Origin of the sequence: Streptomyces litchfieldiae, assembly GCF_031845365.1 — a bacterium.
GTDB classification, from domain to species: Bacteria; Actinomycetota; Actinomycetes; order Streptomycetales; family Streptomycetaceae; genus Streptomyces; species Streptomyces litchfieldiae.
The window spans coordinates 1-21,319 of sequence record NZ_JAVREL010000033.1 but is presented as its reverse complement, the minus strand read 5'-3'; the positions used below and the strand labels follow the sequence as shown (position 1 = coordinate 21,319).

At 74.0% G+C, this 21,319-nt stretch carries 8 protein-coding genes; 6 read left to right on the top strand and 2 right to left on the bottom strand.

Annotation, left to right across the window (positions count from 1 at the left end; genetic code table 11):
- Nucleotides 1–22: 22 nt before the first annotated feature.
- The gene (locus RM590_RS33600; RefSeq protein ID WP_311708591.1) at nucleotides 23–1,729 is read right to left on the bottom strand and encodes a hypothetical protein; all 1,707 of its coding nucleotides are present in this window, start codon (nucleotides 1,727–1,729) and stop codon (nucleotides 23–25) included.
- Between the two features lie 206 nt (nucleotides 1,730–1,935).
- On the opposite strand from RM590_RS33600, the gene RM590_RS33595 reads away from it, so the two are divergent.
- Genes RM590_RS33595 through RM590_RS33575 form a run of 5 tightly spaced genes read left to right on the top strand, consistent with a single transcriptional unit; the run spans nucleotide 1,936 to nucleotide 17,987 of the window.
- A complete protein-coding gene (locus RM590_RS33595) occupies nucleotides 1,936–6,540 on the top strand; it encodes a DUF6603 domain-containing protein (RefSeq protein ID WP_311708590.1) in 4,605 nt (1,534 codons plus the stop codon).
- Between the two features lie 16 nt (nucleotides 6,541–6,556).
- Nucleotides 6,557–7,732, top strand: a complete 1,176-nt coding sequence (locus RM590_RS33590) for a Kelch repeat-containing protein (RefSeq protein ID WP_311708589.1) — start codon at nucleotides 6,557–6,559, stop codon at nucleotides 7,730–7,732.
- Nucleotides 7,729–10,935, top strand: coding sequence for a hypothetical protein (locus RM590_RS33585; protein ID WP_311708588.1), 3,207 nt, complete (start codon nucleotides 7,729–7,731; stop codon nucleotides 10,933–10,935). The genes RM590_RS33590 and RM590_RS33585 overlap by 4 nt, the downstream gene beginning before the upstream one ends.
- Nucleotides 10,928–16,195, top strand: a complete 5,268-nt coding sequence (locus RM590_RS33580; RefSeq protein WP_311708587.1) for a hypothetical protein — start codon at nucleotides 10,928–10,930, stop codon at nucleotides 16,193–16,195. The genes RM590_RS33585 and RM590_RS33580 overlap by 8 nt, the downstream gene beginning before the upstream one ends.
- Nucleotides 16,188–17,987, top strand: a complete 1,800-nt coding sequence (locus RM590_RS33575) for a hypothetical protein (protein ID WP_311708586.1) — start codon at nucleotides 16,188–16,190, stop codon at nucleotides 17,985–17,987. Before RM590_RS33580 ends, RM590_RS33575 begins: the two co-directional genes overlap by 8 nt.
- A 34-nt stretch (nucleotides 17,988–18,021) precedes the next feature.
- Here RM590_RS33575 and RM590_RS33570 read toward each other — a convergent pair whose 3' ends face one another.
- Nucleotides 18,022–19,224, bottom strand: coding sequence for an ROK family transcriptional regulator (locus tag RM590_RS33570; RefSeq protein ID WP_311708585.1), 1,203 nt, complete (start codon nucleotides 19,222–19,224; stop codon nucleotides 18,022–18,024).
- Between the two features lie 257 nt (nucleotides 19,225–19,481).
- Between RM590_RS33570 and RM590_RS33565 the strand changes: the two genes are divergently transcribed.
- Complete coding sequence (locus tag RM590_RS33565; RefSeq protein ID WP_311708584.1) at nucleotides 19,482–21,116, top strand: cellulase family glycosylhydrolase; 1,635 nt, start codon at nucleotides 19,482–19,484, stop codon at nucleotides 21,114–21,116.
- Nucleotides 21,117–21,319: the final 203 nt, after the last annotated feature.

The following is a 21,319-nucleotide window of genomic DNA, read 5'->3' as shown; positions in this document are numbered from 1 at the left end:
CGCGTGGCGGCGCGCCGGGGCGTTACGCCGCCGCCGGGTCGTCGGCCGGGTCCAGGTCGGCGAACAGCGCGACGGCCTCCTCCGCGGTGGTGGCCGTGGCCAGGATGTGCAGCAGGTCGTCCCGGTGGCGTTCGACGGCGGCGCGCAGGGGATTGCTGCCGTGCGCCGCCAGCACCTGCGCCATGCGGGTCAGCAGCTCGGTGCGCGAGACGCCGTTCACCTCGAGCGGCACCGAATCGGTCCGGCCCCGCAGGTGGTTGAGCGTGTGGGTGAGGAACGCGGGGCCCTGGTTCCGGTACCAGGCCACTTTCACACGGCGGGAGTTGCGCACCAGGTAGCCGATCTCGCGGCGCACCTGGGCGAACGTCTCGTGCAGCTCGCGCCCCTTCTCGGTGCGGCGGAACTCCTCGCGCAACCGCAGCAGACGCGCGCGCTCGGCCTCGGTGACGGCGACCGGCCGCGGTTCGGGCGGTGGCGGTGGTGGGGCGGTGGCCGGCGCGTCGTCCCGCGCGGTGGTGGCCGGCGCGGGAGCCTGGCCGCTGCCGTCGGTCGCCCCGCAACTGCCGTGCGAGGTGCCGCCCGAGGTGGGGACGCAGATCCCCAGCTTGTCGAGCACCGGCACGATGTGGCAGGCGGCGGCGGTGGTGCTCGACTGGGGGTTCGACGGATCGGGGACGCCCGTGATGATCCCGATGACCCGGCCGTCGTTGTCTACGACGATCGATCCCGAGTCGCCGGGCTCCGCGAAGTAGGGATGTCCGTGACAGTTGAGACCGCCCGGATTCTGAGCGGGATCCGGGGCGAACTCGATCTCGATCACATTCTTCCCGGTGACCTCCGGGAATCCCGGCAGTTCCGGGCGGGGAAGCATGTGCAGCCCTTTATTGACGGACCTGACGACGCCCCTCGTTCTCCCGGTGGTCCGGCCGACTTTGTAAACGTAGGGTCCGGCACTCGCGGTGCCGATGATGGCCACATCATTGACGACGTTTCTGACGTCGGTGGGCCTGTTCCCGCCGCCCAACTGGAGATCGGCGATAACCGTGTCGTACTTGGTGACGTCCTTCGTGCACGTACTCCCGAAGCATTTGCTGTCCAGATCGATGCGGGCGGTCGCGCAGTCGATGAAAAAATCGTCCGTGACCTGAGTTCCGCTGGGGAGGGTTACCGTGACGGTGACGTTCTGGTAAAAGGCCAGAGCCTGCGTGGGACCGAGCGCGGCGGACGGCCGCGGCGTGCCCGGCGCGTACGGGTGGTAGACGTAATCGCCCGTCTCCGCGCCGCCGGAGTACAGGACATGCTTGTTGCTCAGCAGGTAGACATTCTCCCGGCCGCTGTCGCCGCGCCTCCTGACGATGCAGCCCAGGGTGCCCACCGGATTGCCGGCCTTGAGCTGGATCTGGATCCCGCCCTGGATGGTGTCGTAGGAGGTGTCGTTGTCGCACCCGCCGGGGATGAGCCGCATCAAGGGGCGGACATCCGTGCGGTATCCCTCGAACGCCGGCGGGACGCGCTGCTCGGGAGCGAGCTCCGCCTCGGGCTTCTTCTCCACGACGGACACGATGATGCCGATGTCGTCGGTGAACGTCCCGCCGCGCTGCTTGCATCCGAAGCCGACGCTCACCACGCCGTCGAGGGCTCCTAATGCCGCACGTGCGCGCCGGTAGGAAACCATGAAAGCCGGCCGGTCGGCCTCGATTTCGGCGTTTCCCTTGATTGGAGTGTCCACCCGTGGCCCCTCCCCGGTACCCCGCGCCGCCGCTTGCGGACGGGCCAATAGTAGTGAGGCCGTGGGGTTCCGTACAGAGAACAGGCGAGCGATTCTTTGCCGTTGGCCGCGCCAACCGTGGCATGTGTGAATTCCTCTCGCCCACTAGCCACCGGAAGCGGGAGGGCCTATCTTCGACCCAGGTTCGGGACCGGGGGGTGGGGCCGATGAGTACGACACCGGGCACGTTCCACGCCGTCCTGCGGGGATTGCGGAGAATTCTCGACCCGCTGACGAATGGCCTCACCATTGAACAGGCGCCCGCGTTTTTTCTGCGGTTCGGCGTGGTACTCACGCCCGGGCAGGCCGCCTCGCTCGCCGGCCCGTTGGGCACCGTGCGGGCCGGCGTCACCAACTACTTCGACGCCGTCGACGAGCTGGACGAGGTGCTGGAGTCCGGCGACCTCTCGGGGCTGCTCGGCGCCACCACCTCGGCGATCTCCGAGCTGGTCAACTTGCTGGACGGCCTGCCGGCGCTGGGCGGCGCGCTCGGCCAACTGCCCGGCGTGCCCGCCGACTTCGCCGCGGCGTTCCCCAGGCGGCTCCTCGACCACCTGGTGACCGATCTCGCCGAGACCAACCGAGGGCTGACCGAGGCGCTGGAGTTCACCGGGATCCTGGACCGGGAGGACCGCGACCTGCCCGGCGCCGACGGGGTCACGTACACGGTCGACACCCTGCTCCCGGACCGGATCGGCACCTGGCTGGGCAGCCCCGGCGACCAGCTCGCGGCCCTCTTCGACTGGGGCACCCCGGCCTTCGACGGCACGAAGCTGCTCCGGGCGCTGGACCAGTTCCTCGGAATGCTCGGGCTCCCGGTGCTGCTCGACCTGACCGCGCCCGTGCTCGACCTGGCCTACGCGGAGATCAGGCCCCGCACCGACCTGACGCCCCCCGGCGTCGCGATCGTCCTGGAAGCTGGCAGCCCGCCGGTCGAGTTCCAGGTCGGCGGCCCGGGCTGGAACCTCACCGTCGACGTGGCGTTCGCGCTGCCCCCCGGCACCGCGATCGTGCTCCAGGCGAACGGCGCCGTCACCGTCGAGCTGCCCGCCGCCGCGGCCGTCGAGGGCGGCGTACGGTGCACCCTGGCGGTGGTGCGGTCCGACGACAGCCCGATCGTCCTCTTCGGCACCCCGGGCGGCAGCCGCCTGGAAGCGCGCGAGCTGGCCTTCGAGTTCGACGCCGGGCTGCGCTGGGACGGCACCGGGGCGCACGGCGACACCGGGATCGGCGGCGCGGTGCGCAAGGGCCGCCTCGTCGTCGACCTCGGCGACGCCGACGGCTTCCTGGCCACGCTCCTGCCCGCGGCGCAGTTGGCGAACGACTTCGAGCTCGGCTTCCGCTACTCGCTCGGCGACGGCCTGCGGTTCGACGGCAGCGGCGCCCTGGAGATCCAGCTTCCGGCGCACCTCACGCTCGGACCGGTCGAGGTGACCGCGCTGACGCTCTCCCTGCGGATCGAGGGCACGCGGTTCCCCCTCGCGCTGACGGCCGACTTCTCGGCGGCGCTCGGCCCGCTGCGGGCCTCGGTCCAGGGCGTGGGTCTGGACGCCACGCTGGAGCTGGCCGAGGGCAACCAGGGCAACCTCGGCCCGCTCGACCTGTCGCTGGGGTTCCGGCCGCCGCGGGGCGTCGGGCTGGTGCTGGACGCCGGGGTGGTCACGGGCGGCGGGTTCCTGCTCTTCGACCCGGAGAAGGGGGAGTACGCGGGCGCGCTGGAGCTGGAACTCGCGGGCATCATCGACGTCAAGGCGATCGGGCTGATCACGACCCGGATGCCGGACGGCTCCTCCGGGTTCTCGCTGCTGATCGTCATGACCGCCGAATTCGGCGGCGGCGGGATCCAGTTGGGGTACGGGTTCACGCTGCTCGCGGTGGGCGGCCTGATCGGGCTCAATCGCACGATGAATCTGACGGCGCTCGCCGAGGGCGTGCGCTCCGGCGCGATCGAGTCGGTGATGTTCCCCGAGGACGTGGTCGCCAACGCTCCCCGGATCCTGAGCGACCTGCGCGCGTTCTTCCCGCCCGAGGAGGGCACGTTCCTGATCGGCCCGATGCTGAAGATCGGCTGGGGCACGCCGACGCTGATCAGCATCTCGGTCGGCGTGATCATCGAGATCCCGGGGAACATCGCGATCGTCGGCGTGCTGCGGGTCGCGCTGCCCACGGTCGACGCGCCGCTGCTGATCCTCCAGGTGAACTTCATCGGCGCCGTCGAGTTCGACAAGTCGCGCTTCTGGTTCTTCGCCTCGCTGTTCGAGTCCCGGATCCTGTTCCTCACCATCGACGGCGAGATGGGGCTGCTCGCCGCCTGGGGCGACGACGCCAACCTGGTGCTGTCGGTCGGCGGCTTCCACCCCTCGTTCACCCCGCCGCCGCTGCCGTTCCCCAGCCCCAAACGCGTGTCCATCGACATCCTCAACCAGCCGGGCCAACTGCTTCGCGTCTCCGGCTACTTCGCCGTCACCAGCAACACGGTGCAGTTCGGGGCGCGCGTCGAACTGCGCCTCGGCTTCGACGCGTTCGGCATCGAGGGGCACTGCGCGTTCGACGCGCTGTTCCAGTTCTCGCCCTTCAAGTTCATCATCTCCATCTCCGCCAGCGTCTCGCTGAAGGCGTTCGGCGTCGGCGTCTTCAGCATCGACCTGAGATTCGTGCTGGAGGGACCCGCGCCGTGGCGGGCGAAGGGCTCCGGCTCGATCTCGCTGCTGTTCTTCGAGATCTCGGCGGACTTCGAGATCACCTGGGGCGAGCGGCGGGACACCACGCTGCCGCCGGTCGACGTGCTGCCGCTGCTGGCGGCCGAGATCGCGAAGCTGGAGGGCTGGGGGACCCGCCCGCCGGCCGGCGGCACCAACCCGCTGGTCAGCCTGCGCCAGTTGCCCGAGGGCGAGTTGGTGCTGCACCCGCTCGGCACGCTGTTCGTGCGGCAGCGGGCGATCCCGCTGGGCATCCGGCTGGACCGGGTCGGCGCCCAGGAGCCCCGCGACGGCAACCGGTTCACGGTCGGCCCCGCGCCCGGCAGCGGCCTGGTCCAGATGTCGGTCACCGACGACAAGTTCGCGATGGCCCAGTTCCAGGCGATGGACGACGCGACGAAGCTGTCCCGCCCGGCCTTCGAGACCCAGGACGCCGGTCTTGAACTCGCCATGGAGCAGGGCGCGCTGGCCGCCGTCCGCGCGGTCCGCCGCAGCACCCGCTACGAGATGATCGTCATCGACGGCGGCCCGGCCGCCGCCGGGACAACGGCCGCGACGCGGGCCCGGGCAGGGGCACGGGCGCTGGCCACGGCGCCCACGCCGGCGCGCACGTTCCGCAGCGTCAGCGCGGGCGTGCACAACCAGTTGCTCCGGGGCAGCAGCACCAGCCGCTCCGCGCTCTCCCAGCAGGAGGCGAGGTTCCGCCAGCCGTACGCGGCGGACGACACGGTCAAGCTGACCGGCCAGCGGTACGTCGTCGCGCACCGGCGCAACAACCGGCAGGCTTTCCCACCCGCGGCCAACGTCGCCGGCGCGCCGTCGACCTTCCGCAGCCAGGCGGCGGCGGCCGACGCGCTCGCCGACTGGGTGGCCGCCGACCCGAGCCTGGCGGGCGCCCTGCACGTCATCCCGGCGGTCGAGGCGGCCACTCCCCTGGCCGTGCCCGGAACCTGGACCGTTGCGGCGAACCCGATGCCGTTCGCCGCGCTGTGGCGCGCGCCGGGCGCGGACGCCGTGCCGCTCGCGGGCGGCCGGGTGCTCGTCGTGGGCGGCGAGGACGGCACCGGAGCGCCCTTGGCCGGTGCCGCGGTCTACGACCCCGCCACCGCCCTGTGGTCACCGACCGGCGCCCTGGCGGCCGGGCGGCGGCTGCACTCGGCGACCCGGCTCGCGGACGGCCGCGTGCTCGTCGCCGGCGGCGTCACCGGCGCCGCGGCGACCGGCACCGCCGAGCTCTACGACCCGGTGACCGGCACCTGGTCCCCCGCCGCGGCGGCCATGGCCACGGCCAGGTCCGGGCACTCGGCGACGCGGCTGGCGGACGGCCGCATCCTGGTCGCCGGCGGGACCGGCGCCCGTTCCGCGCAGTCGGGCCGCGCGCTGTCCGCCGCCGAGCTGTTCGACCCCGCCACCGGCACCTGGGCCGCGACCGCGCCGATGACGGAGGCACGCACCGGACACCAGGCCGTGCCGCTGCCGGACGGGCGGGTGCTGGTCGTCGGCGGCGCCCTGATCACCGGCCCGGCGAGCGCCGCGCCGCTGGGCCACTGCGAGGTGTTCGACCCGGCCACCGGAGCCTGGACACCCACCGGCAGCCTGACCGCCCCGCGCGTCGGCCACCAGGCGACAGCGCTGCCCGACGGCACGGTCCTGGTGACCGGCGGCGAAGCGCCGCGCACCCTGACCGGCGGCGTGCACGACCCGCGCAGCCAGCGCACGGCCGAACGCCACGACCCCGCGACCGGTGCCTGGACCCGCGTCGCCGACCTGCCCACGGGCCGCGCCGCGCACCGCGCCGTGCCGCTGGTGACCGGGCACGTGCTCGTCGTCGGCGGCACCGGCGGGCCCGCCGCCGAGGTGGGCTATCCGGGCGCGGTGCTCTACGACCCCGCCGCCGACACCTGGACCCCCACCGGCGCCCTGGCGGTCGGCCGGTGGGGCTTCGCCGTCGCCGAGCTGGCCGACGGCCGGATCCTGGCCGCGGGCGGCGCCGCGCTGTCCGGCGCCGCCGTGCCGGAGCCGGGCCCCGGCGTGACGGTACCGACCGCCACCGCCGAGGTCTTCACACCATGAGCGGAGGTTCCCTGTCATGACGACCGCGAGCGACCTGGCCGCCGGCCAGTGGACGGCCACCGGGGCGTTGCCGTCCCCCGGCTGCTGGCACGGACAGCATGACGGGCCCATCGTGCTGCCGTCCGGGAAGGTGCTGGTCGCGGGTGGCGCCGACGCCGGCGCGACGGCCCTGGCCACCGCCGCGCTGTACGACCCGGACGCCGGCACCTGGGCGGCCACCGGCGCGCTGGCCACGGCCCGGCGGCTGCACACGCTGACCGCGCTGCCCGACGGCCGGGTGCTGGCCGCGGGCGGCGTCACCGGGGCGCCGGAGTCCCCGGCGCCGGGGCTGGCGTCGGCCGAGATCTATGACCCCGGCACGGGCACCTGGTCGGTGACCGGCGCCATGCACGGGCGGCGGTGGGGGCACAGCGCCGTCGCGCTGCCGGACGGGACCGTGCTGGTGGCCGGCGGCACGACGATCCGCTCGGCCCAGTCCACCCGGTCCCTGTCGACCGCGGAGATCTACGACCCGGCGACCGAGGAGTGGACGGAGGCCGCCCCCATGACCGAGGCCCGCGCCGGTCACCCCGCCGTTCTCCTGGCGAACGGGCGGGTCCTGGTCGCCGGCGGCAGCGCGACCACCGGCCCCGGGCAGGAAACCGCGCTCGCCTTCTGCGAGTTGTACGACCCGGCCACCGGCGTCTGGACGCCCACCGGCAGCCTGGCCACGCCCCGCGGCCTGCACCAGGCGACGCGGCTGACCGACGGCACCGTCCTCGTCACCGGCGGCGGACCGGCCGGCGCGGGCGGCGACGGGACGTTCGCCCCGTTCAGCCTGACGACGGCCGAGCGGTACAACCCGGGCTCGGGGCAGTGGACCGCGGCCCCGCCCATGGCGTTCGGGCGCGGCGGCCACCGCGCCGTCCCGCTCTCCGGGGGCAGGCTGCTGGTGATCGGCGGCGCCGGCGGGCCCGCCTTCGACGTCGGCTACCAGAACGCCGCTCTCTTCGACGCCGCGGCCGGCACCTGGACCCCGACCGGCGGGCTGACGTCCGGGCGCCTGGCGTTCGCCGCGGCGGCGCTGCCGGATGGCCGGGTGCTCGTCGCCGGCGGGGTGGTCCGCTCGGGGCCCGCCACGGCGGAGCCGGGCACCGACGTGCTCGCCGCGAGCGCCGAGATCTTCGCCGCCGGAGCGGAGGGCCCCGGGTGAGCGGCAACTTCTACTCCTTCCTGCCGTGGCTGCGGACCGGCATCGCCACCCGGATCACCGGCGACCCCGGCACGACCGACCGCGCGAGCGTCCCGGTGCGCCTGCGGGTGACCGGCGAGGCGCCGGCCGGCGGCACGATCACCCGGAACGTCGAACAGGCCGTGCAGCTCTACGGCCCCGGGGACATCATCGGCATCGACCCGCGGGCCATCGTGCGGACCGAGCCGCGGCCGTGGATCACCAACGTCGAGCCCAACTACCTGGCGCACATCGAGTTCTACGCCGAGGACTACCCGTGGCGCTACAGCCCGGCCGCGCCCGACCCGGCCACCGGCCGGCTGCGGCCGTGGCTGGCGCTCGTCGTGCTGGCCGAGGGCGCGGACGGCGCCGAGGACGAGTTCACCGAGGGCACGCTGCCCGGCCGGCCGCTGCCGTTCATCACCGTGGCCGACCCGGCCGCCACGCTCCCGCCGGCCGACGAACTCGGCGCCTGGGCGCACGTCCACGTCAACGGACCGCTGGACGCCGCGGTCGTGTCCGACAACATGTCGGTGGTCCTGCCCGCGCTGCAGCAGGTGCTCACCGCCAACCCGGACCTCGCCTGCTCCCGGCTGCTGTGCCCGCGGCGCCTGGCGCCCGGCACCGGCTACCACGCCTTCCTGGTCCCGGCGTTCGAGACCGGGCGGCTGGCCGGGCTCGGGCTCGACCCGGCCGGCTCGCCGGGCGCGCTGCATCCCAGTTGGGGCACCGCCTACCCGGGGCAGCCGGAGGCCGGGCGGCTGCCGTACTACCACCGCTGGTACTTCGTCACCGGCAGCGCCAGCGACTTCGAGTATCTGGTGCGGCTGCTGCAGCCACGAGAACCCGACGACCGGGTCGGGCGCCGGGACATGGACGTGCACGCCTCGCCGGGCGCGGCGCTGCCCGGCATCACCACCCCCGAGGAGCTCGGCGGCGTGCTGCGCCTGGGCGGCGCCCTCCAGGTCCCCGGGCGCGAGCCCGACGTGTGGGATCAGTGGGACGACTGGGAGGAGGCGACCTACCCGCACCCGTTCCAGCAGGCCCTGGCCGCGCTGATCAACCTGGCCGACGACTACACCGGGCGGCCGCCGGCCCAGGCCAACGCCGCCGCCGTGCTCGCCGGGCTCACCGGCTTCGAAGGATCCGCCGCGCGGGCCCTGGCCGACGAGGTCGACCCGGTCATCACTCCCCCGCTGTACGGGCGCTGGCACGCGCTCACCTCCCGGCTGCTCACCGAGCGGGACGGCACCCCGGTCACGCCGGACCGGAACTGGGTGCATCAGCTCAACCTCGACCCGCGGTTCCGGGTCGCGGCCAACTTCGGTACCCGCGTCGTACAGCAGCGGCAGGAGGAGCTGATGGCTGCCGCCTGGGAGCAGGTCGGCGACGTCCTCGCGGCCAACCGCGGGATCCGCTCGGCCCAGCTGGCCCGCGAGGTCGGCCACACGCTGCAGAACCGCCACCTGGACGCGCCGGCCGCGCCCCTCGCCACCGGGCCGGCCGCCGCGCCAATGGCGCGCGCGCTGACCCTGACCGCCCCGGCCCACCCGCGGGTGACGGCGCCCGGGCGGGCCGCGGCGCAGGACACGGAGACCGGGGAAACGGTGGCGGTCGGCTTCCGCGTGGCCAGCAGCCGGGTCACCGAAGCCCCGCTGTCCCCGGCCATGCGCCGCATCACCCGGCCCGGATCGCGGCTGATGCGGTCGCTGCCGTTCACCCCGGAGCAGCCGCCGGAGGCCCTGGTGGCGCGCATGGACGACGACGCGGATCCGGTCACCGCGGCCCCCGAGAAGACCACGCCGGCCGCCGTCGTCACCCCGGGCGAGCTGGACGGCGTCCTCCACCCGCCGCCGCCCGGGATCGCCGCGGTGCCGTCGGCCGCCGACCCGGTCGACAGCCTGCCCAGGAGCCCCGACTTCCGGCTGACCCTGCCCGGCGACGCCTTCGTCCCGCGGCCGGGCGACACCGACAGCCCGGAGGCGGCCCGCTTCAAGGAGGCGCTGCGCGATGTCCACCGCGCCTGGGACGCCGCCGACGCGGGCAGCCGCACCGAGCCGCGGGCGGCCCTCGGCGTCGACACGGCCGCCGGCTCGGTGCTGACCGGGCTGCGCGCCGACGTCACCGTCCCGCGCACGCTGCTCGGTTCGGTGGCGCTGCCCGCGCGGCTGGCGCCGTTCGCCGGGCAGTTCGTCGAGGCGATGGCCTACCCGGTCTTCGACCTGCCGATGTACCGGGCACTGCTCGACCTGTCCACCGACCTGTTCGTGCCCAACCTCGACCTGATCCCGCCCAACAGCATCACGCTGCTGGAGACCAACCAGCGGTTCATCGAGTCCTACCTCGTCGGGCTCAACCACGAGATGGCCCGCGAGCTGCTGTGGCGCGAGTTCCCCACCGACCAGCGCGGCACGCCGTTCCGCCAGTTCTGGGACGCGCGCACCGTCCTGCCCCGGCCGGGCGAGTCCCTGGAGGAGCGCAGGGAGCGGCTCTACGACATCAAGCCGATCCACCGCTGGCCGCTGACCGGGGACCTCGGCACGAACGACAACCGCGACGCGGGCGGCCCGCAGACCGAGGAATTGGTGCTGGTCATTCGCGGCGAGCTGCTCAAGAAGTATCCGAACGCGGCCATCTACGCGCACCGGGCCCGCTGGGGAACCAGGAACGGAGTGCCGGACCCGGCCCAGGAGCGGGTGCCGGTCGAGCTCGTGGACGAACTGCACCCGTCCGCCGAGGAGATCCGGCTGCCGCTGTACGAGGCGCAGGTCGCGCCGGACATCCATCTCCTGGGCTTCGACCTGACTGAGGAGCAGGCGCGGGGCGGTGGCGCCCCGCCGGAGGACGCCGGCTGGTTCTTCGTCATCGAGGAACGTCCGGGCGATCTGCGCTTCGGCCTGGACACCGGGCCGGCGACGCGGGTCGAGGTGTGGAACGACCTGTCGTGGCCCGATGTGGACCCGGGGAACAGCGGGTTCGTCCGGCTCGGCCCCGCGGCGCCCGTCGTCGAGCTGCGGCGGCTCGACGACCCCCGGGCGGACCAGGAGAAGGCCGAGCAGCACGACGAGGACGAGCACCTGCCCGTCTGGACGGGGCAGTTGAGCTCGGCGGACATCGCCTACATCCTCTTCCAGGCCCCGGTGCTGGTGGCCGTGCACGCCGAGGAGATGCTGCCGGATGAGTGACGCCCAGGAGCCGCCCCCCGGCGAGCTGGCCGCGGATCGGCTCAGCGACGACTACCCGGTGCTGCTCGGCCCGGTCCGGATCGAAACCCGTTTCACCGCGACCGAGTTGCTGGTGCGGGTGTTCCCCGACGAGTGGTCGACCGAGATGTTCGAGCCGCGTCCGACGGCGCCCGAGCTGGCCGCGCTCGACGCCTACTGGACCGCGCTGTGGCGCTCCGGCGGCGACGCGGTCGCGGAGGGCGCCGCCTGGCGGGAGCTCACCGGGCGGATGTCCGCCGGCCGGGCCCGCTGGCTGCTGCGCGACCACCGGCCGGCCAACCCCGCCGAACGGCCCACCGGGGTGCCGCCGGAGACCACCGTGCTGGTGATCGTCAGCGCCCAGGCGCTGCCGGCCAACGACCGTGCGCCCACGATCACTTACTGGACCGCGGTCTGGCGGGCGCACGGTGACCGGGCCGCGATCCGCGCCGCCGACATCGCGCTGACCGCCGCGACCGGCGCCGGCCGGGCGCGGGCCATCCGGGCCCGCCGGCCCGTCGGCATCGACGCCGCGCCGGCGGGCGCGGGCGACGCCGTCACGGTGGCGTTCCTGGTGCTGCCGCAACAGCCGGCCGCCGAGGTCGCGCCGTCCTCCTGGACCAGGGCCGCGCGGGCCCGGCTGCTGCCCGACCGCTTCGCGTTCCTCGGCTATGTGAACGGGCAGCGGGTGGTCGCGGTCACCGGCGAACCGGTGCCCGACACGCTCGCGGTGAGCCCCGACCCCGGTCTGCCGGACGCCGAGCAACTGGCGGTGGACGAGGAGACCGGGGCGCTGCGCGTGCCCGAAGACCTGCGCTGGCTGGCCGACTTCGGCCGCGCGGTGGAGGTCGGCATGGGGGTGCGGATCCCGCTGGACGACACCACGCGGCAGGGTCTGGACCGGCTCGTCGTGCTCGGCCTGCGGCTGGACCCGGCGCCCGAGCAGTCCGGCACCGAACTGGCCGACCTGTTCACCCGGCAGTTGCGCGGCCCCGGCGGATTCAGCCTGCTGCCGCAGGGCATCCCGACCAACAACACCGAGCGGGCGCCCGCCGGACGGGACTCGGGCGAGGCGGCCGGCGCCGGACCGGCGGCCGTGCTCGGCGCCGCCGCGCTCGCCGCCGCGCCGGGCGACTGGGCGGCCCGGACGGACGGCCAGTGGTTCGCCGACCTGCTCGGCATCGACCCCGCCGCGCTCGCCGACGTGGCGCACGCCGACGGGACCGACCAGCGCGACGCGCGGGCCGCCAACGTCGCGCTGTGGCCCGCCACGTGGGGCGCGTTCCTGACGACCGCGCTGCACCCGGTGCTCGGCGACGAGGCGGTGGCGCGCACCCGTGAGTTCTTCGTCCGGCACGTGAGCGGGCGCGGCCCCATCCCCGCCGTCAAGATCGGCCGCCAGCCGTACGGGATCCTGCCGACCACCGCGTTCTCCCGCCTGGCCTGGCCGGACACCACGACGCACCCGGACGCCGCCCACCGCCGCGGCCTGCACGCGGTGCTCACCACCGTCGGGGCGGACTGGCTGGCCGCCGCCGGGCAGGTCACCCACCTCGGTGCGCCCGAGGACCCCGACCACCCCGTTGACCCGCATCAGGCACTGCTCGACATCCTGGCGCTGCACCCGACGTCGGCCGAGTTCCACCAGCGGTACGCGCGGAGCGTCGAGGAGATCTTCAACCGGGAGAACCTCGGCGGCAACGGCCCCGCGGTGCTGCCCGCGCTCGACGCGCTGGGAATGCCGCAGCCGATCCGCGAGCTGCTGGCCCGGCTGGGGCACGCGGGCCCGGACCCGGACCTGATCCGCCGGCTGTTCGCCGGCGCCCAGTACCCGCTGCTCGCCCCGCTCGTCGACGACCGGCCGCTGTCCGGGACCGACCCGGTGCGCCCCTGCGCGCCGCAGGGCAACTACCTGCGCTGGCTGGCCCATTACGCGGCCACCGATCTGGAGCCGATCCGGCTGGAGAGCGGCTTCGACGCGGGCCGCCCGCCCGCCGCGCTGCTCTACCTGCTGCTGCGGCACGCCGTCCTGCTGGGCTGGGCGGAGGCCGGGCGAAGGCTGGCCGCCGCGGCCGGCAGCCCCGTCCCGCCCGCGGCCGACCCGCCGTTCATCCACATCAGCGGCGAGGCGAGCGGCAGCGAGAGCCGCTACCGCCAGTTGTACTCGCCCGACCCGGCCATCACCGGGCGGCCGGACACCACGGTCGCCGAGCACATCCCCGGCGTGCTGGCCACCAGCGCGGCCACGGCGCCGCTCGCCGAACAGGTCCGGGCCCTGGACCTGCTCGCCGACGTGCCCACCGCCCGGCTGGAGCGGGTGCTGATCGAGCATCTGGACTGCGCCACCTACCGGTTCGACGCCTGGCGGCTCGGGCTCGCCAACGAACGCCTCGCCGAGCTGCGGTTCGGACCCGACGGCACCGCACCGGCCCGGCGGGGCGTGCACCTGGGCGCCTACGGCTGGCTCACGGACATCCGGCCAAGGACCGGGCAGCGCACGCCCGTTGAGCTGTCCGGCACGCTCGGCCAGATCTTCACCCCGCCCGGCTCCACGCCGCTGCTGCGCGCACCGGGCAACGGCGGCTTCGTGCACGCGCCGTCGCCGGGACACGCCACCACCGCGGCGGTCCTGCGCGCCGGATACGTCGCCAACGCCACGCCGCAGCGCCCCGGCACGTTCGCCGTCAACCTCAGCTCGGAGCGCGTGCGGGCCGCGCTCACCGTGCTGGACGGGCTCCGGCAGGGCCAGTCCCTCGGCGCGCTGCTCGGCTACCAGTTCGAGCGCGGGCTGCACGACCGGTACGCGGAGGCCGAGGTCGACTCGTTCATCACCGCGCTGCGCGGCGTCTTCCCGCTGCGGGCCGGCAAGCTGGCCGAGACGGCGCCCGAGGAGCCGGTCGCGATCGAGCGGATCGAGGCCCGCAACGTGATCGACGGCCTCGCCCTCGTCCGGCACGTGACCAGGACCGGCCCGGCCCAGTACCCCTTCGGCTACGAGGACCGGCTCCCGGAGCCGGCGAACGGACAGGGCGCCGCCATCGACGCCGAGGTCGTCCGGCTGCTCGACCTGCACGACGCGCTGGCCGACCTCGCGGTCGCCGAAGGCACCCACCAGGCCCTCCAGGGCAACACCGAACGCGCCTCGGCGACCCTCGACGCCTACGCCGCCGACGGCTTCCCGCCGGAGCCCGCCGTGGTCGCCACCCCGCGCAGCGGCGTCACCCTGACTCACCGGCTCGGCCTGCAGTTCCGGCCGGGGCTCGGCCCCGACCACGGCTCCGGCCTGTTCCAGGGCAACGGTCCCCGCGCCAAGGGCGAGCCCGCCGTGAACGACTGGCTGCCCACGCTGCTGCCCGGCCAGAACGACGTGGCGGCCCGGGTCACCTGGACCGATCCGGTCAGCGGCCAGGCCCGCGAACGGGTCGTCACCCAGCGGGACATCCGGCTCCAGCCGCTCGACCTGCTGTGGACCGTGCGGCCCGAGGACCAGGCGGCCATGACCGACCTCGACGACCGGATCCTCGGCCACGTCATCGACCGCGACCACCCGCGCCCCGACGCCGTGCTGACCATCCGGCACACCCAGCGGATCGACGGCAAGATCACCTTCTTCGAGCTGTCGCCGCTGATCTCGGCCCTGCGCACGCTGCTGACCACCGCCCGCCCGCTGCGCGCCAGCGATCTGGTGCCTCCGGCCGGTGCCGCGCCGGCCGACCCCGCCGTGGACGAGACCGTGGCGCTGCCCAGGGCGCGGCCGGCCGCCGTCCACGAGGCCCTCGCCGAGCTGCGCGACGGGGTCACCGACTACGCCGACGAGGTCTCGCCGCTCGTCGACGACCCGGCCCGGCGCGCGGAGCTGATCAGCCGGATCGACACCGTCCTCGCCGGATACGGCGAACTCGTCTCCGCCGCGGCCGGCTTCGGCATGGTCCGCAGCGGCTGGGGCGAGGCCGCCGAGTGGCGCCGCGGCGTGTTCGGTGAGGTGCTGACCGCCGTCGCCGCGACCGCGGACCGGATGGCCGGATCCCTGGCCGCGACCGACGCGCTCCTCGCCGAGTACAACGCGCTGCCGTCCCAGACCCCGGCCGAGACCCGCTTCGGCCTGCTGCAGCGGGCCGAGCAGTTGCTCGGCACCGCCCCCACCAGCCCCAGGCCGGCCACCCCGCAGCAGTTGCGCGCCATCGTGCTCGGCCGCCGCGCGGCCTTCGCCGGCCGGCTCCAGGCGCTGCGCCAGGTGAACCGGACGACGCGGGCCACGCTCAGCGGGCTGCTGGCCGACGTCTCCGCGCTGCTGCCGCTGACCGCGTTCGACCGGCTCGGTCTCGACCTCGCGCCCCACCACGACCGGATCGTCGCCTTCGCCACCGATTTGCGCGGCCGGGCCCGGTCGTTGCTGGCGGACATCGCGGCGCGCCTGGCCGCCGCCGGGACGGCGCTCGAGGAGTACGACGCGGCGGTGACCGGCCAGGACCGGGTGCGGGCCGCGACCGACGCGCTCACCGCGCTGCTCGGTGAGGACGCGCTCGTGGTGCCCGAGTTCACCCCGCCCGAGCCGCTGGCGGAGGAGTGGCGGAGGGCGCGCAACGACAGTGACGAGCTGCTGGAGCACCTGGACCGGGACTTCCCCGTCGACGACTGGGTGCACGGCCTGGCCCGGGTGCGCGAGAAGGTCCGCTGCTGGGAGAAGGCGGTGACGCTGAGCGACGCGCTGCGCGGCCCCGGCGGTCTGCTGTCCAACGTGCTGGGCTGGCAGGAACCGCTTCTGGAACCGATCCAGTTGCCCTACCGCCGGGACGACACCTGGCTCGGCATGGAGTTCCCCGCCTCCTGCACCGTCGACGAGAACAAGCTGCTGTACACGGCGCACTACGCGGTCGGCCCGCCGCTCGGCGGCGGCGCGCACTGCGGCCTGCTGCTGGACGAGTGGACCGAGGTGCTGCCGGCCGCCACCGAGACCACCGGTGTGGCGCTGCACTACGACGGCCCGGACTCCGAGCCGCCGCAGGCCATGCTGCTGGTCGCGCCGCCGGTCAGGACGGGCGCCTGGAGCTGGGACGACCTGGTGGCGGCGGTGCACGAGACGTTCGAGCTGGCCCGGGTCAGGGCCGTCGAGCCGGCCCACCTCGACACCACGGCCTACGCGCACCTGCTGCCGGCCACGGTCATGTCCGCGACCCGCCGGCCCATCACCATCAGCACCGACCTCGCGACCGCCAACCTGCGCTGGAAGGCCCATGACTGAGCCACCCCCCATCCCCGACCTCCGGGCCGCCCTGGCCGAGCGTGCCTTCCCCACCGTGGGCCTGTGGAACCGGCTCGAAGGCCGCCCGCGCACCACCGACTTCGACCGCGCGCTGCGGGCCGAGGTGCGCGACCCGCTGTGGATGCTCACCCGGCAGTGGCAGCTCGGCGAGTTCCGCGGGACGGACGCGGGCTCGCCGGTCACCGCGACCTACCACGTGGCCACCGCCACGCCGTCCCGGTTCCGGCCGGGCACCGAGGGGCCGGCCGGGGACCTGCCGGCGGAGGCGCCGCTCGAAGCTGTCGCCGAGCGCCGGGCCGTGCCGTTCAGCCGCGGCGCCGACCCGGTCTCCTTCGACCTGCGGCTGGCCATCGGCCGGCGCTGGCTGAAGCTGCTCGGCCGGTCGCTGCTGATGCGGCTCTACCGCGCCGCGTACGTGGCGCGTTACCCGATCGCGCTGCCCGACCCCGACGCGGACGCCGACACCGCGCGGGTGGCGCACCCCGAGGTGTGGGCCACGATGCAGGCGGTCGCCGGCCGCCGGATGGACGGCTACCTGCTGTACCAGCACCTCAAGGCGGGCGGCAACGCCTACGATGGCGTCCCCGGCGTGCTGTTCCTCCACTACGACCAGCTCAACGACCTCGGCGCCCAGCTCATCGCGTGGTTCGACGGCCTGATCAGCCAGCCGCCCGGGGATCCCGCCTGGGACGCCCGCCGCCTCGAGCACCGGTTCTCGATCGGCGTCGGCGAGGACAAGGTGCTCACCGCGCAGGAGTACCCCGGCGGCGAGCTCGACTGGCACGCGTTCTCCGTCGACCCCGGCGACCCGCTCGGCGGGCAGGCCCAGGAGTCCGCGGTCACCAGGACCGTGTTCCCCGCGCCGGTGCGCTACGCCGGCATGCCCCTGCCGCGCTGGTGGGCGCTGGAGGACGGCGGCACCAACTTCGCGGCCGTCCGGCCGAGCAGCACGGACCTGGCCCGGCTGATCTTCCTGGAATTCGCGCTGGTCTACAGCAACGACTGGTTCCTGCTGCCGTGCGACCTGCCGGCCGGTGTGATCGCCACCATCGAAGGGCTCGCGGTGACCGACGTCTTCGGTCAACGCGAGTGGATCACCCCGGCCGGGTCCGGCGACGACCAGGACTGGCAGCGGTGGTCGATGTTCACGCTCGACACCGTCGGCGACGCGCCGGTCGCCGCCGACACCAGCCTGTTCCTGCCCGCGAGCGTGCCCAAGGCCGCCGAGGGACCGGTCCTGGAGGACATCGCGCTCATCCGCGACGAGAACGCCAACCTGGTCTGGGGCATCGAACGCACCGTCCAGGTCGCCACCGGCGAGGCGCGCCGCGGCGGCGAGGTCGCCGCCGAGGCCCTGGCCCACCGGCGGCGGCTCATCCCCTCCCCCGAACCGGGCGCCCCGCTCGCGCCCATCGCCTACCTGGCGATGAACACCGTGCCGGAGAACTGGATCCCGTTCATCCCCGTGCACGTTCCCGGCGACAACCGCGCCATCCAGTTGCAGCGCGCCGCCATGCCCAGCGCGGTCGACGGCACCCCGGTCCGGCCGCGCACCTCCCTGCTGCGCACGGGCCTCGACGCGGCCACCCCGGCGCCGTACTTCGTCAACGAGGAGGAGGTCCCCCAGGCGGGCGCCCGGGTCTCCCTCGCCTACAACCGCACGCGCTGGCGCGACGGACGCGTCGTGGTCTGGCTCAGCGCGCACCGCGGCACCGGCCGCGGTGAGCGCTCCAGCGGCCTGGCCTTCGACCTGCTGCGCGACACGCGGTGACGGGCCCGCGACGGCGGACGGCGCACCTGCCACCTCATGCCCCCGTGGGCGCGTCCTCCTGGACCACAAAGGTCCTGATCGCTTCGACGGCACCGCCGCGCGCCCAGTCCGTGAAGGTGGAAGACAGCATGGGCGTGTCGATGGAGCGGTGGGCGCGGAAGCGGCGCTGGCTCATGCCCTGCTCGATGTGCCGGTGTCCGGCGCGGATCACGTCCACGCTCTCACCGGCCACCAGCACGGTCTTCACGGTGGTGAGGTTGGCGATGGAGGCGGCGAGCGCGCCCAGCGCCCACCCGGCCTGACGGGCGATGTCGCCGGAGACGGGCTCTCCTTCCCCGGCCCTTCGGGAGATTTCCTTCAGGGACACCGGCCGGTGCAGTCCGTAGGCCGCGGCTGACAGGATCGCGCCGGTCGAGAGGTACGCCGAGACGCAACCCCGGTGGCCCGTGGGGCACATGGGACCGCCGAGGTCCAGGATGTGGTGCCCGAATTCGACGACGTCCTCCTCGGTGGTCTCCAGGATGCGGTTGTATCGGCAGAGGGCGTAGCCGATGCCGGCGCCCGCGGTGACCAGGGCGAAGTCGGAGAGTCCGCGGGCGACTCCGAACCAGTGCTGGCCGCAGGCGAGCGCGAGGACGTCGTTGCGGACGACGCAGGGTATGCCCATGGCGTCGTTCAGCACGGATTCCAGCGGGACCCGCCACCAGTCCAGGAAGGGCGCGTTGAACAGTCCCGGCTCCGCCGCCTCGTCGTCGGCCGGGGGGTGCCCGCCCAGCGTGAACCCGGCCGCGACGGGCGGGAAGCCGTCCCGCGCCAGCCGGTCCCTGAGGTCACTGGCCTGCGCGGCGACCGCTTCGGGCGTCCGGACGCCGAGTGGCTCGCTGTGCTCCGCGACCACCTCGGCACGCAGATCGGTGACGACGCCGTACATGCGGTCGGAGGTGAGCTTCACCCCGAGGAAGTGGTAGTCCTTGGCGACGATGTCCAACGGGCGCATGGGGTGGCCGTTCAGCGGGTCGTGGACGATTCCTCGTTCCACCAGGAGCCCGGACTGCACCAGGGGTTTCGTCAGGCGGGTCAGGCTGCCGTTCGACAGCCCGAGGCGGCGGGCGAGCTCGGTCCTGGTGCAGGGGCCGTTGACCAGTACTTCCCTGATGAGGGGGCGGGCGGGCCGGGACACGGCTCGCCACGTCTCGATCGTCGGATGGCTGCCGCTCGGCTCGGATGCTGCGTGCACCCGCGCAGCGTACAAGGCAGAGCGGGACGGTTCCGTCCCGTGCCGGGCGGTCGGCGGCCGAGGCGTGGTCCGCCTCAACACCACGATGCTCAGCCGGAGTTGATTTCGGCACGGAATCTAGGCGTCCAAGGAGCGGGCACCTACACTCCGGGTGGCGGCAGGAGTGACCTGAATCCGGGGGATGCGGATTCAGAGACAAAAACTACCTGTTGCTCCATGTTCAGAAATGCGCGTCAGGCATCGACTTGGGAGTCGCAGTGAGAACACGAACACGATCGCTGGTCGTCCTGCTGGCAGGACTCGCGGCCCTCCTCGGGCTGGGAGCCGTGAGCCCGGCCGCTCAGGCCGAACCGGCCGAAGCGGCGGCCACGGGCCTGCACATCGAGAACGGCCGGCTGCTCGAGCGCAACGGCAACGATTTCGTGATGCGGGGCGTCAACCACCCCCACACCTGGTTCCAGGGCGAGACCCAGTCGTTCGCCGACATCAAGGCGCTGGGCGCCAACACGGTCCGCGTCGTCCTCGGCAGCGGCCAGCGCTGGGGCCCGGACAGCCCCGAGAACGTGGCCGGGGTCGTCGAGCAGTGCAAGGTCAACCGCATGATCTGCGCGCTGGAGGTGCACGACACCACCGGCTACGGCGAGGAGGCCGCGGCCGCTTCGCTGGACCAGGCGGCCGACTACTGGATCGGCCTGAAGGACGTCCTCGTCGGCGAAGAGGACTACGTCGTCATCAACATCGGCAACGAGCCCTGGGGCAACGTCAACGCCGCGGGCTGGACGCAGGCCACGATCGACGCCGTGGGCAAGCTGCGCGGCGCCGGGTTCGAGCACACGCTGATGGTGGACGCGCCCAACTGGGGTCAGGACTGGGAGAACACCATGCGCACCACCGCTCAGGCGGTGTACGACGCGGACCCCACCGGCAACCTGATCTTCTCCGTCCACATGTACGCCGTCTACGACACCGCGGAGGAGATCAACGGCTACCTCCAGGACTTCGTCGACGCCCGGTTGCCCATCCTCGTCGGCGAGTTCAGCCACCCCGACTCCGAATGGGGCGACGTCAACGAGGACGTGATCATGGCCACCGCCGAGGAGCTGGACCTCGGCTACCTGGCCTGGTCCTGGAGCGGCAACTCCGATCCGATCCACGACCTGGTGCTCAACTTCGACCCCAACCAGCTCACCTGGTGGGGCGAGCGCGTCTTCCACGGCCCCAACGGCATCGCGGAGACCGCCCGCGAGGCCACCGTCTTCGGCGGCGGCGCCCCCGACGACACCGAGGCGCCCACCGCCCCCGGCACGCCCACCGCCTCCGCGGTGACCGCCACCACCGCCACCCTGAGCTGGACGGCGTCCACCGACGACGTCGGCGTCACCGGCTACGACATCGTCCGCGTCGACAGCGGCACCGAGACCCGCGTCGCCAGCTCGACGTCCAACCGGGTCACCGTCACCGGCCTGACCGCCGGCACCGGCTACACCTTCGCCGTCTACGCGAAAGACGCGGCCGGCAACCGCTCCGCCCGCTCGGGCACCGTCTCCGTCGCCACCCCGGACAGCCCCGCGGGCAGTTGCTCCGTCGGCTACCGGGTCGTGGGTGACTGGGGCAGCGGCTTCCAGGGCGAGATCGTGATCCGCAACACCGGCACCACCGCCCTCGACGGCTGGACCCTCGGCTTCTCCTTCACCGGCGGCCAGGTCATCACCACCATGTGGGGCGGCACCCCCACCCAGAGCGAGGGCTCCGTGAGCGTGGCCCCCGCCTCCTACACCCGCGCCATCCCGGCCGGCGGCTCCGTCACCCTCGGCTTCGTCGCCGGCAGGGGCGCCACGAACACCGCCCCGACCGGCTTCACCCTCAACGGCGGCACCTGCGCCACGGCCTGACCCGGCCGCCGCGGCCGGCCGGGCAGTCCCGGCCGGCCCGCGCGGGCGGGTGTCCTTCGCGCGGCTCCGCCGTTCCGCGCTAGGCCCGTACTTCGCGGGTCGGTGAATCGGATGGTTCGGTGGCCGGTCCGGTGTCCGGTCGGGGGTCTGTCGCGTTGGAGCGGGTGTGTCGATGACTTCCCGGTCCCCGCGGCCACGGACGG